The organism is Bartonella sp. AU15XJBT (genome assembly GCF_028618615.1).
GTDB lineage: Bacteria > Pseudomonadota > Alphaproteobacteria > Rhizobiales > Rhizobiaceae > Bartonella.
In genome coordinates, this window is sequence record NZ_JAQITG010000004.1 from 70,965 (window position 1) to 83,324 (window position 12,360).

Annotated in this window: 11 protein-coding genes; 10 read left to right on the forward strand and 1 reads right to left on the reverse strand. The window is 38.3% G+C overall.

Annotation, left to right across the window (positions count from 1 at the left end; all coding sequences use genetic code 11):
- The first annotated feature begins 61 nt into the window (after window positions 1–61).
- From rpe to PVV57_RS03320, 10 genes are all read left to right on the forward strand, one after another.
- Window positions 62–748 (forward strand): ribulose-phosphate 3-epimerase, encoded by a 687-nt coding sequence (rpe, locus tag PVV57_RS03275; RefSeq protein WP_273783464.1) that lies wholly within the window; start codon window positions 62–64, stop codon window positions 746–748.
- Complete coding sequence (gene purB / locus PVV57_RS03280; RefSeq protein ID WP_273718109.1) at window positions 748–2,061, forward strand: adenylosuccinate lyase; 1,314 nt, start codon at window positions 748–750, stop codon at window positions 2,059–2,061. The genes rpe and purB overlap by 1 nt, the downstream gene beginning before the upstream one ends.
- A 58-nt stretch (window positions 2,062–2,119) precedes the next feature.
- Window positions 2,120–2,668 (forward strand): alpha/beta hydrolase, encoded by a 549-nt coding sequence (locus PVV57_RS03285; RefSeq protein WP_273718015.1) that lies wholly within the window; start codon window positions 2,120–2,122, stop codon window positions 2,666–2,668.
- A 173-nt stretch (window positions 2,669–2,841) separates the two neighbouring features.
- Window positions 2,842–3,606 carry a phosphoribosylaminoimidazolesuccinocarboxamide synthase gene (gene purC, locus PVV57_RS03290; RefSeq protein WP_273783466.1) on the forward strand — a complete coding sequence of 255 codons (765 nt, stop codon included), beginning with the start codon at window positions 2,842–2,844 and terminating at the stop codon, window positions 3,604–3,606.
- Between the two features lie 96 nt (window positions 3,607–3,702).
- Window positions 3,703–3,942, forward strand: a complete 240-nt coding sequence (gene purS, locus PVV57_RS03295; protein ID WP_012231894.1) for a phosphoribosylformylglycinamidine synthase subunit PurS — start codon at window positions 3,703–3,705, stop codon at window positions 3,940–3,942.
- An 11-nt stretch (window positions 3,943–3,953) separates the two neighbouring features.
- Window positions 3,954–4,625, forward strand: a complete 672-nt coding sequence (gene purQ / locus PVV57_RS03300; RefSeq protein WP_273718009.1) for a phosphoribosylformylglycinamidine synthase subunit PurQ — start codon at window positions 3,954–3,956, stop codon at window positions 4,623–4,625.
- Between the two features lie 294 nt (window positions 4,626–4,919).
- Entirely contained in the window at window positions 4,920–7,130 is a 2,211-nt protein-coding gene (gene purL / locus PVV57_RS03305; RefSeq protein WP_273718006.1) for a phosphoribosylformylglycinamidine synthase subunit PurL, read from the forward strand.
- A gap of 60 nt (window positions 7,131–7,190) precedes the next feature.
- Window positions 7,191–7,424 carry a BolA family transcriptional regulator gene (locus tag PVV57_RS03310; RefSeq protein ID WP_273718004.1) on the forward strand — a complete coding sequence of 78 codons (234 nt, stop codon included), beginning with the start codon at window positions 7,191–7,193 and terminating at the stop codon, window positions 7,422–7,424.
- A 98-nt stretch (window positions 7,425–7,522) separates the two neighbouring features.
- The gene (gene grxD, locus PVV57_RS03315; RefSeq protein ID WP_273718002.1) at window positions 7,523–7,855 is read left to right on the forward strand and encodes a Grx4 family monothiol glutaredoxin; all 333 of its coding nucleotides are present in this window, start codon (window positions 7,523–7,525) and stop codon (window positions 7,853–7,855) included.
- 70 nt (window positions 7,856–7,925) lie between these two features.
- The gene (locus PVV57_RS03320; RefSeq protein ID WP_273718000.1) at window positions 7,926–9,185 is read left to right on the forward strand and encodes a multidrug effflux MFS transporter; all 1,260 of its coding nucleotides are present in this window, start codon (window positions 7,926–7,928) and stop codon (window positions 9,183–9,185) included.
- Window positions 9,186–9,727: 542 nt separating this feature from the next.
- Here the strand turns inward: PVV57_RS03320 and parC are convergent.
- On the reverse strand, window positions 9,728–11,977 hold the full coding sequence (parC, locus tag PVV57_RS03325; RefSeq protein WP_273717997.1) for a DNA topoisomerase IV subunit A: 2,250 nt from the start codon (window positions 11,975–11,977) through the stop codon (window positions 9,728–9,730).
- Between the last annotated feature and the right edge of the window lie 383 nt (window positions 11,978–12,360).

The window sequence follows — 12,360 nt, forward strand, 5'->3', positions numbered from 1 at the left end:
CACAAAAGATATTTGTATATACACAGCGACATGATAAAAACAGCCAATCAAGGAGATTTTTATGCCCCATTCTCATCTCATTTCACCTTCACTCTTGGCTTCTGATTTTTCTAAACTTGGACAAGAAATATTAGATGTCGTTGATGCTGGTGCAGATTGGCTTCATCTTGATATCATGGATGGACACTTTGTTCCTAACATCACCTTTGGCCATGAAATCGTCAAAGCTCTGCGCCCATTAACCAAAGCAACATTTGATGTCCACCTGATGATCAAACCTGTTGATCCTTATTTGGAAGCTTTTGCAAAAGCTGGCGCAGATATTATAACCATTCATGCTGAAGCAAGTCCCCATCTTCACCGTTCACTCCAAACAATCAAAGCAATGGGTAAAAAAGCAGGAATTGCACTCAATCCAAGCACCCCTGAACATGTCCTTGAATATTTGCTTGATCAATTAGATCTCATCCTCATTATGACGGTCAATCCCGGTTTTGGTGGACAAAATTTTATTCCAGAAATAAAAGATAAAATTAAGCGCGTTAAAAGCATGATCGCAAACCGCCCTATTGATCTTGAAGTTGATGGTGGAATCACCGTTGATACAATTGGAATAACTGCAAAAGCTGGTGCAAATGTATTTGTCGCAGGCTCTGCAATTTATAAAAATGGAAACAAAGAGCTTTACAAAACACGCATGAATGCATTGCGTCAAGCCGCAATCCTCGCACAACAAGGAAAAAAATGATGATCACACGTTATTCCCGCCCTGAAATGGTAACAATTTGGTCTCCCAAAACGAAATATCGTATTTGGTTTGAAATTGAAGCCCATGCCTGTGATGCCCTTGCTCAACTGGGGATTATTCCAAAAGAAGCCGCCAAAGTCATTTGGGAAAAAGGGGCAGCCGCTGAATTTGATGTCAATCGTATTGATGAAATTGAAGCCATTACCAAACATGATGTTATTGCATTTCTAACCCATCTTGCTGAATTCATTGGACCCGAAGCACGTTTTATCCACCAAGGCATGACATCATCTGATGTTCTCGATACAACGCTGAGCATTCAATTGATGCGTGCGAGTGATATTTTGCTCAAAGATATAGACCAACTTCTTGAAGCCTTAAAAAAACGTGCTTTTGAACATAAAGAAACCATCACGATTGGGCGGAGTCACGGCATTCATGCTGAACCAACAACATTCGGAGTCAAATTCGCTCTCGCATACGCCGAATTTTCTCGTTGTCGCAAACGTCTTCTTGCTGCACGTGAAGAAATTTCTACTTGCGCGATTTCAGGAGCGGTAGGAACTTTTGCCAATATCGATCCACGCGTTGAAGAACATGTCGCAAAAGCCTTGAGGATGCGTGCTGAACCCGTTTCCACCCAAGTTATACCACGAGATCGTCATGCTATGTTTTTTGCAACGCTTGGTGTTATTGCATCCTCTATTGAAAGGTTAGCGATAGAAATACGCCATTTACAGCGAACAGAAGTTCTCGAAGCAGAGGAATACTTCTCACCAGGGCAAAAAGGTTCATCGGCAATGCCTCATAAACGCAATCCAGTTTTAACAGAAAATTTAACAGGGTTAGCCCGTATGGTCCGTGCATTTGCACTCCCTGCCATGGAAAATGTAGCACTTTGGCATGAACGTGATATTTCTCACTCATCTGTCGAGCGTTATATCGGCCCTGATGCAACGATTACACTTGATTTTGCTCTTTCTCGCCTCACATCTGTCATTGAAAATCTCATTGTCTATCCGGAAAACATGCAAAAAAATCTCAATAAATTCCGAGGTCTTGTTCATTCACAACGGGTACTTTTAGCACTCACACAAGCAGGAATTAGTCGTGAAGATTCGTATCGGATTGTACAACGAAATGCGATGAAAGTTTGGGAACAAGGAAAAGATTTTTTAGAAGAACTGCTCAACGACAAAGATGTTAGCAAAGCTTTAAGCGAAGCAGAGATTCGAGAAAAATTTGATCTTTCTTACCACACCAAACATATCAATACGATTTTTAAACGTGTTTTTGAACAACAATCAACATAGAAAGCCCAAATCTATTCCATCTATGATCAAAAACCTATTGTAACAAAGAAAACAATTCATGAAAGCAAATCAACTTGATATTCTTATTGTTCCTGGCTACAAAGGATCTGGTCCTGATCATTGGCAAACACGTTGGGAAAAAAAACTGTCGACAGCCCACCGCATAGAACAAGCCCATTGGTCAAAACCTGTTTGCGAAGAGTGGGTTAATGAAGTTAAAACCGCCATCGCACAAGCTCAAAGGCCTGTTATGATTATTGCTCATTCATTAGGCGTTCCTACCGCACTTCATGCAACTGTACAAAATGCGGAAAAAGTTTGTGGCGCTTTCTTTGTTGCGCCTCCCGATGTCTCCAATGAGAAAATACGTCCCAAACATTTAATGACGTTTGGTCCCTATCATCGTCAAAAGTTGCCTTTCCCTTCTATTGTCATAGCCAGCCGTAATGATGAATTTTGTCAATTTTCAGTCGCAGAAAAAATTGCCAATGACTGGGGGTCACTCCTTGTTGATGCTGGGTATTCTGGCCATATTAACGCAGAATCTGGGCACGGACCTTGGCCTGAAGGGCTTATGGTCCTCTCTCACTTTCTTGCAAAAATTTGATCTCAAAGAGGTGATTCTTTTCTCATCGCCTCTCTCATCTCCACCTTTGGGTCGATGTATTATGACAAAAATTATAAAAGTATCATAGCAATATCATTGAGAATTTCTATCAATTAGGATAGTATCATTTACCAATGTTATTAAAAACCTCTCAAGATCAATAGAGAATCGTAATGAATCGTCGCCACCGTATTTATGAAGGCAAGGCCAAAATTTTATATGAAGGACCTGAACCAGGAACCTATATTCAATTTTTTAAAGATGATGCCACAGCCTTTAATGCAAAAAAACATGAAATTATCGACGGAAAAGGGGTCTTAAACAACCGAATTTCGGAACACATTTTTAGCCATCTTGGGCGTTTGGGTATCCCAACACATTTTATCAAACGCATAAATATGCGCGAACAGCTTATTAAAGTGGTGGAAATCATTCCATTGGAAGTTGTTGTTCGCAATGTTGCAGCAGGCTCTCTTGCTAAGCGTTTAGGACTAGAAGAAGGAACCCCACTCCCGCAATCCATCATTGAGTTCTATTATAAAAATGATTCTCTTGATGATCCCATGGTGACAGAAGAACATATCACTGCTTTTGGATGGGCTGTCCCTCAAGAGATAGAAGATATCATGCAGCTTTCAATTCGTATTAATGATTTTCTTTCTGGGCTTTTTGCCGGTGTCAACATCCAATTAATTGATTTTAAAATGGAATTTGGTCGCCTGTGGGAAGATGAAACAATGCGCATTGTTCTTGCTGATGAAATTTCACCTGATTCTGCACGATTATGGGATATGCAAACACGAGAAAAAATGGATAAAGATCGTTTTCGTCGTGATATGGGGGGGCTTATTAATGCCTATCAAGAGGTTGCCAAACGCCTTGGTATTATGAATGAAAATGAACCGGCTCGGCCAAGTGGTCCTGTCTTGGTAAAGTAAAAAACTTCGTCAAGGTAAAATAAGGTAAAATAATTACCATCTTCTATAAATACACCTCTTCAAAGGAGAGGTTCTTTTAACAACAGGAAGCCAAAAATGAAAGCACGCATTACAGTTACTTTAAGAGAAAGCGTCCTTGATCCACAAGGAGAAGCTATTGTCGGTGCTTTAAAAAGTTTAGCTTTCGAAGGTATTCACTCCATTCGTCAAGGAAAAGTTTTTGATATTGTTCTTGATGATCAACCTTCTGAAACCGCCAAGAAAAAACTTGAGCAGATGTGTGAAGAGTTACTCGCAAATACTGTCATTGAAAATTATACTATCGAACTTCTTTAAGTGGAATACTCATGAAAACTGCCATCATTCAACTTCCTGGATTAAATCGCGACCGAGATATGGTTGTAGCATTGCATCATATAACAGGAGTTGAGCCACTCAAAATTTGGCAAACAGAGACAACAATTCCAGATGTAGATGTTATTATTATTCCTGGTGGTTTTTCTTATGGCGACTACTTAAGGTGTGGTGCTATTGGAGCGCGAACCCCCGTCTTAAAAGCTATTCGTGAAAAAGCACAAAAAGGTATTACTATAATAGGCGTTTGTAATGGATTTCAAATTTTGTTGGAAGCTGGATTGCTCCCTGGAACTTTAATGCGTAATGCTTCCTTAAAATTTGTTTGTCGTGAAGTCAAACTTGAAGTCGTTAATGCCAAGACAAAATTTTCTCGATATTATTCTAAAGGACAAATTATTCGTTGTCCTGTTGCTCATCACGATGGGAATTACTTTGTTGACAATGAAACATTAAAGCAGATGGAAGACTATGAACAAATTGTTTTTCGCTACGCAGAAAATACAAACCCTAACGGCTCAATAAAAGATATTGCTGGTATTGTTAATAAAGCTGGTAATATTCTTGGTATGATGCCCCATCCTGAAAACCTTATTGAACCGGCTCATGGAGGGATTGACGGTCGTTTACTTTTTCAAAGTGCTTTAGAATTAGCCAATGGATGATGCCACAAAAATCCTTGTCCTCTATAATTGTAAAAAAAAAAGGTCTATATCATTTTTCATGTGGTAAATTTATGAATGAAGTTCTTTACAAATAACAATGGATATTATTTTCTAAACACTTAATTATTTAAGATTGTTTTTGGTCTTGAAGTCCACCCAACCAAACGAACAAAATCTTCAGCTTACGATCTATGAATATTTTTATTATTAAATCACGTAGTTTTCCATAATCTAAGCTGCTAGATTAAAAGAATTAAAATGCTAAATTTCGATTAATTTGACGGATAAATACCCATGAATCCTTGCAATAACATCACGATTACACCAGAGCTCATTGCCCAACACGGCCTAAAAGAGGATGAATATCAACGTATCCTAACTTTAATCGGGAGAGAACCGACATTTACTGAACTGGGAATTTTTTCTGCAATGTGGAACGAACATTGTTCCTATAAATCCTCTAAAAAATGGCTCAAGACTCTTCCGACAGAAGGAAAATGTGTCATTCAAGGGCCTGGTGAAAATGCTGGTGTTGTCGATATTGGTGAAGGACAATGTGTTGTTTTCAAAATGGAAAGTCATAACCACCCTTCTTATATTGAACCTTATCAAGGGGCGGCAACAGGGGTTGGTGGTATTTTGCGTGATGTCTTTACGATGGGCGCCCGTCCTGTTGCGGCGATGAATGCATTGCGTTTTGGTGCTCCGGATCACCCCCGAACACGCCATCTTGTTGCTGGCGTTGTTTCTGGAATAGGGGGGTACAGCAATTCTTTTGGTGTTCCAACGGTTGGTGGAGAAATCAATTTTGATAAGCGTTATAATGGCAATATCCTCGTTAATGCTTTTGTCGCCGGTATTGCAAAGACAGACGCCCTTTTTTATTCTAAAGCACAAGGTATCGGACTCCCTGTTGTTTATCTTGGTGCAAAAACAGGGCGAGATGGTGTCGGTGGAGCAACAATGGCTTCTGCTGAATTTGATGATTCAATCAGTGAAAAACGCCCAACTGTTCAAGTAGGTGACCCTTTTACAGAAAAATGTCTTCTTGAAGCATGTTTAGAGCTCATGGAACTTGGAGCTGTAGTTGCTATCCAAGATATGGGGGCAGCAGGTCTCACCTCTTCTGCCGTTGAAATGGGTGCAAAAGGAAATCTAGGAATACAGCTTAATCTCGATACAGTTCCCGTTCGTGAAGAAAACATGACAGCCTATGAAATGATGCTTTCTGAAAGCCAAGAGCGTATGCTCATGGTCCTAAAACCAGAGCTAGAAAAGCAAGCAGCAGCAATTTTTCATAAGTGGGGGCTCCATTTTTCCATTATTGGAAAAACAACCGATGATCTACGTTTCCGTGTATTTCATCAAGGAGAAGAAGTTGTCAATCTTCCCATTAAAGAACTTGGTGATGAAGCACCTGTTTATGACCGTCCTTGGAGTGAACCTGCAAAAAAAGCACTTCTGAAAGCAGAAGACTTCAAAAAAGTTGAGAATCTTGGTGCTGCACTTATGACCTTATTGAATTCGGCGGATCAAAGTTCACGGCGCTGGGTTTATGAACAATATGATACTCTTATCCAAGGAAATAGCCTCATTTGTCCAGGAGGTGATGCTGGCGTTATCCGCATAAGCAATAAGAGTAAACGAGCTCTTGCTTTTTCTTCTGATGTAACACCGCGCTATTGTGAAGCAGACCCTTATGAGGGAGGAAAGCAAGCTGTCGCAGAATGCTGGCGAAATATTAGCACGACAGGTGCAACACCACTGGCTGCGACAGATAATCTCAATTTTGGCAACCCTGAAAAACCTGAAATTATGGGGCAACTGGTTTTTGCGATTAAAGGTATAGGAGAAGCTTGCAGAATCCTCGACTTTCCTATCGTTTCAGGCAATGTTTCTCTTTACAACGAAACAAATGGAGAAGCTATTCTTCCTACCCCCACAATTGCTGGTGTAGGACTTCTGAGTGATTGGTCTAAAATGGTAACAATAAGTGGTATGCAAAATGGAGATCATATTATTTTAGTGGGAGATTGCGGTTCTCATTTAGGACAATCAATTTATGCACGTGACATTTTAAATATTGATGCAGGCGCCCCTCCCCCTGTAGATTTGCAACTTGAAAAAAAGCATGGTCAATTTATTCGAGATGTCATTCATAACGGTTTTGTTCATGCCGCTCATGACATTTCTGATGGCGGACTAGCGATTGCACTTGCAGAAATGGTCATTAAAGCAGGTAAAGGAATCAAAATAAAATTAAGTAATAAATCTCCCCACCATGCAGAACTTTTTGGAGAAGACCAAGGACGTTATCTTTTAGCCGTCAAACCTGATGCTCTCAATAATCTTAAAAAGCATGCAAAAACCCATGCCATTTCTTTAACAGAAATGGGTCATGTTGAGGGAGATTCTCTTAATATAGATGGGATATTAACACTTTCAGTAGAAAGTCTTACACAGGCCTATGAGAACTGGTTTCCACAATTTATGGGTGAAGAGTAAAAATTTATCTTTCTCGTGAAACAGCTCTTACAAAAAAATGAACAATATAGGAGAATAGTGATGGCAATGAGTGCCCATGCAATTGAAACGCTTATTCGTGAAGGTATTCCCGATGCTACTGTAACAATTCGTGATCTTGCTGGAGATGGGGAGCATTATGCTGCAGAAGTTATTTCTGAAAGTTTTCGTGGTAAAACCCGTGTTCAGCAACATAAAATGGTTTATGATGCCCTTAAAGGCAATATGGGAAATGACCTTCATGCCTTAATGTTGCAAACAAATACCCCAAAATAATCTAAAATTTCTTCTTGCATTCATCCATTCAATAAGATTAAAAAATAATACGAATATAATTGCATACTTATAAAAATCTGAAATATCGAGGGATAAAAATGACCACTGTTCATGATTTTATTGACAACGAGATTAAAACAAACGACGTCATTTTATTCATGAAAGGAACACCTGAGGCTCCACAATGTGGGTTTTCAGGGCAAGTTGTTCAAATCCTTGATTATTTAGGATTGAATTATAAAGGTATTAATATTCTGACTTCTGACGAATTGCGTCAAGGGATCAAAGAATACTCAAATTGGCCAACAATTCCACAGCTTTATGTCAAAGGTGAATTTATTGGAGGCTGTGATATTGTTAAAGAAATGTTTCAAAACAATGAGTTACAGGAACTTCTAAAAGAAAAGAATATTCCTTGTAATCGATCATAGGTATCTTTCATTTATTCAGACTCGTAAAAAGAGCTGTTTTCAGACGAAATTTTTATTTCAAGGATGCCATATGTCATATTCAGTTGATGAACAGACGCATAGTGATGCGATTAAGAAAAAAATTGGCTATAAAGAATTTGTTATTCTTATTGCTTCGCTCATGGCTATTAATGCTATAGCTGTAGACATTATGTTGCCAGCTATGCCTAATATTTTGGAAGGCTTAAATGTTCTCAACGAGAATGATCAACATTATATCATTTCGAGTTATCTTATTAGCTATGGTATTGCTCAAATATTTTTCGGTCCGATAAGCGATCGCTATGGGCGACGCAAACTTATACTTATTGGGCTTGCTTTTTATTCATTTACGGCGATTGGCTGTGCCTTTGTAACGGATTTTTCTCTTCTGCTTATTTTACGTGTTTTGCAAGGTATTGGAGGCGCGTCTATGCGTATCCTTACGGTTTCTGTTGTACGTGATCTCTACAGTGGTCGAAAAATGGCAGAGGTTATGTCTATTGTTATGATGGTTTTTCTTGTTGCACCCATGGTTGGTCCCGCAACAGGACAACAAATCATTTTGCTGCTCGGACATTGGCAATTTATTTTTATTTTCATGGCAATGATTGGTTTCGGGCTAATGATTTGGATTCTATTCCGCTTGCCTGAAACACTTCATGAACAACGCCCTCTTTCCTTTTCTTCAGTCAAACACAACTTATGGATTGTTGTGACAAATCGTACAACTCTTTGCTACACACTCGCAACGTCCATCATTTTAGGCTGCATTTTTATTGCTGTTAATACATCACAACAAACCTATGAAGGAATTTATAACTTAGGCTTTTGGTTTCCGATAGCATTTGCCATCGGTGCCGCATTTCAAGCTTTTTCATCATTTATGAATTCTCAACTTGTCGGACGTCTTGGAATGCGACGTATTGCCCATACGATGCTTTTGCTCTTTTGTGCCACTTCATGTATTTGGTTTATTGGATCCATCTTAGCAGATGGCGTTATCCCTTTTCCTTTTTATATGACTCTATATTGTATATTAATGTTTACCTGCGGGGGCATTATGGCCAATTTCAATACACTCGCTCTAGAATCTTTGGGCGAAATTGCTGGTACAGCCTCTTCTGTATCGGGCTTTCTTCAAACATCTATCGGTGCAGGACTGAGCTTTTTTATTGCCCAACAATTTGATGAAACAACCATCCCAAACTCAGCAGGATTTTTCTTTCTAAGTCTCATCGCTATTCTGCTTGTCTTATGGGCTGAACGTGGTCATCTCTTTAGGCAATATCATCATAATCCTAACGAATGAACATGCTTAAGAGAAGATTAATAACATCTCTCTTGAAGAAGAGAGAGATGCCTCTCACACAAAACAAAATACCTCCAAATACGACACTCTTGAATTAAATATTCATTTTTAAAATACACTTCTCAAAACATAAAATCATTTCACGACAGTCCCCATAAATATATAATGGTAAAACAATAAAATGTATAAAAACCATTCTATCATCCTCACACTTATGAAGCATGTAAACCTATTATATTATTCTGTTTCCAATGTTAAAACAGCTCTTGGTACTTAAAATAGCTCATAAAAAATATTTTTAATTCTTTTATTTATAAACCTTCATCCATAACATCAACTCACTCGTGATGTGCAAACGGATCATTTTGATTGTTTCAACATAAACAAGATTAAAATAAGAAAATCCATGGATATTATAGCCTCTCATTTAAGATGAAATGATGTTTAATTATTCTTATAAATCAATATATTAACGTATAATAAAAACACATAAACATTTTTCTTTACGCTTTTATAGGCTTGAAATAAAAACGCTCTATTATTTAATTGATAAATTTTCCTGATTTTGGAAATCCTTTTGGAACCAGACGCCCAACACCCGCACGCGTTCCCATCCATTCAATGAGATCATCAGCTTGACGGTTAAAGATTCGTTCAGCTGTATCTTGCCAACTTAAGCCTTCTGATAAATTAAAAGTCTTGGCATCAACAATTCCCCCCTCTTTGTAACGTTGTAAACGAACCCCTTTACCACGATTCATTTCTGGTATTTGTTCAATAGAAAAAATAAGCATTTTGCGGTTTTCACCAACCACGGCAACATGATCACCATGAACCGGAACACAACGCTTTACCTTATCAGGAGATTTCACATTCATCACTTGCTTTCCTTTTCGTGTGTTGGCAATTACTTCTGCAGCAGGAACGATAAAGCCATTTCCGTAAGATGAAACCAAGAGCAATTTTTCTTCTACATGATGCACAAAAGCTGTAAGAACATCATGCTCATCATCCATATCAACTAAAAGACGAATGGGTTCACCATGTCCCCTTCCTCCAGGCAAACTATTTGCACCAAGTGTGAAAAACTTTCCACCAGTACTTATTAGCACAATCTTGTCGGTCGTAAATGCCGGAAATGCTAACTTTAAACTGTCTCCTTCTTTAAAAGAAAGCGCTTTGTAATCGTTTAAATGTCCCTTCAAAGCACGCATCCACCCCTTTTCAGAAATAACAACAGTAACCGGTTCTTTTTCAATCATCGCTTGTTGAATGTCGTCAAGATCATGTCTTGGCGCTTCTTCAAATGTCGTACGTCTTTTTCCTAAGAGCGTTTCAGAACCAAAAGTGTTGCGAACTTTTTTAATTTCTTCTGAAATTATTTTCCATTGTTTTATAGGAGAATCTAACAAATTCTGTAGTTTTTCTTTTTCAGCTTTAAGAGTTTCAAACTCCTTACGAATTTCAAATTCTTCAAGCTTCCGTAAAGAACGCAAGCGCATATTAAGAATAGCTTCAGCTTGATTTTCTGTTAATTCAAAACGATTAATCAACTTCCTTTTCGGTTCATCCTCTTCACGAATAATCTGTATGACCTCATCGAGATTCAAATAGGCAATAAGATACCCATGAAGAATTTCTAATCGGCCATCAATTTGATCAAGTCGATAATGAGAGCGTCGAATAAGCACTTCTTGACGATGTTCAAGCCATTGCTGCAAACTTTCTCGCAGCGAGAGAACATTCGGTATTTTTCCCAAAGATAGAACATTAAGATTAAGAGGAAATCTTACTTCAAAATCAGTCAATTTAAAAAGGGATTCCATAAGAAGTTCAGGATCAACCGACCGATTTTTAGGAACAAGCACAATGCGGATATCTTCTGCTGATTCATCTTGAATATCCTCAAGCATTGGTAAGCGCCGCGCAAGCAACAATTCCGCAGTTTTTTCAATAAGACGTGACTTTTGAACTTGATAGGGAATTTCAGTCACAACAATCACATAAGAACCACGGCTACCAGCTTCCTGATGCCAACGTGAGCGCAATCGAAAAAAACCTCGCCCTATACGATAAGATTCCTCAATACTCTTTTTAGGCTCAACCAAAATGCCACCGGTTGGAAAATCAGGTCCCAACACAAATTGATTTAAATCCTCATCACGCGTATCAGGGTGTGCAATCAAATGCAGCGCCGCATCACAGAGCTCAGCAACATTGTGAGGAGGAATAGATGTTGCCATACCAACAGCAATACCTGAAGAACCATTGGCTAAAAGATTAGGGAAAGCACCTGGTAGAACAACAGGCTCTTCATCTTCTTCATTGTAGGTCAAACGAAAATCAATAGCATTTTCATTAATTCCCTCAAGCAACAACGCAGCCACTTCAGTCATGCGTGCTTCCGTATAACGCATAGCCGCAGCATTATCACCATCAATATTACCAAAATTTCCTTGTCCATCAACCAACGGATAACGAACCGCAAAACTTTGAGCCAAGCGTACCAAAGCATCATAAATAGATGCATCCCCATGAGGATGAAATTTTCCCATGACATCACCGACAATCCGCGCACATTTCGCATAAGACTGTCCAGGATTCAGTTTGAGAAGACGCATCGCATGAACAATTCGCCGATGGACAGGTTTCAATCCATCACGCACATCAGGCAATGCACGATGCGTAATCGTAGAAAGTGCATAAGCCAAATAGCGTTCCTCTAAAGCAGAACGTAACTCTATTGGCTCAATATGTTCTTTATCAAAAGGTAAATTCATTTTATCAGACATAATATTAAAACAAAAATTCCCACAATAATAAAAAAATTATTGTGTAGGATTTATTTAATGCAAATTTTTATGAGTAAACTTTTTTATTAAAAGTCAACGACATAAAAATAAACGTTGTAATTAGAACATGAACAGAAAATTATATCAATTTGAAAAATTTATACATGTTCTCCCCCCTTGTCCTAAACAATATATGAAAACATTTAATATATTATCGAAAAATTCTTTCAATATCCTCTTTAAGAGGTAAAAAACAAAATAAACCAAAAGAAATAGAAAATATTTTCATTGTTAAGGAAAACGACAAACATTTTTATAAATAAATAAAAATCTATAAAACAATGCTATTATTAATTGCGAACTGGAGTCATGACATAACTTTT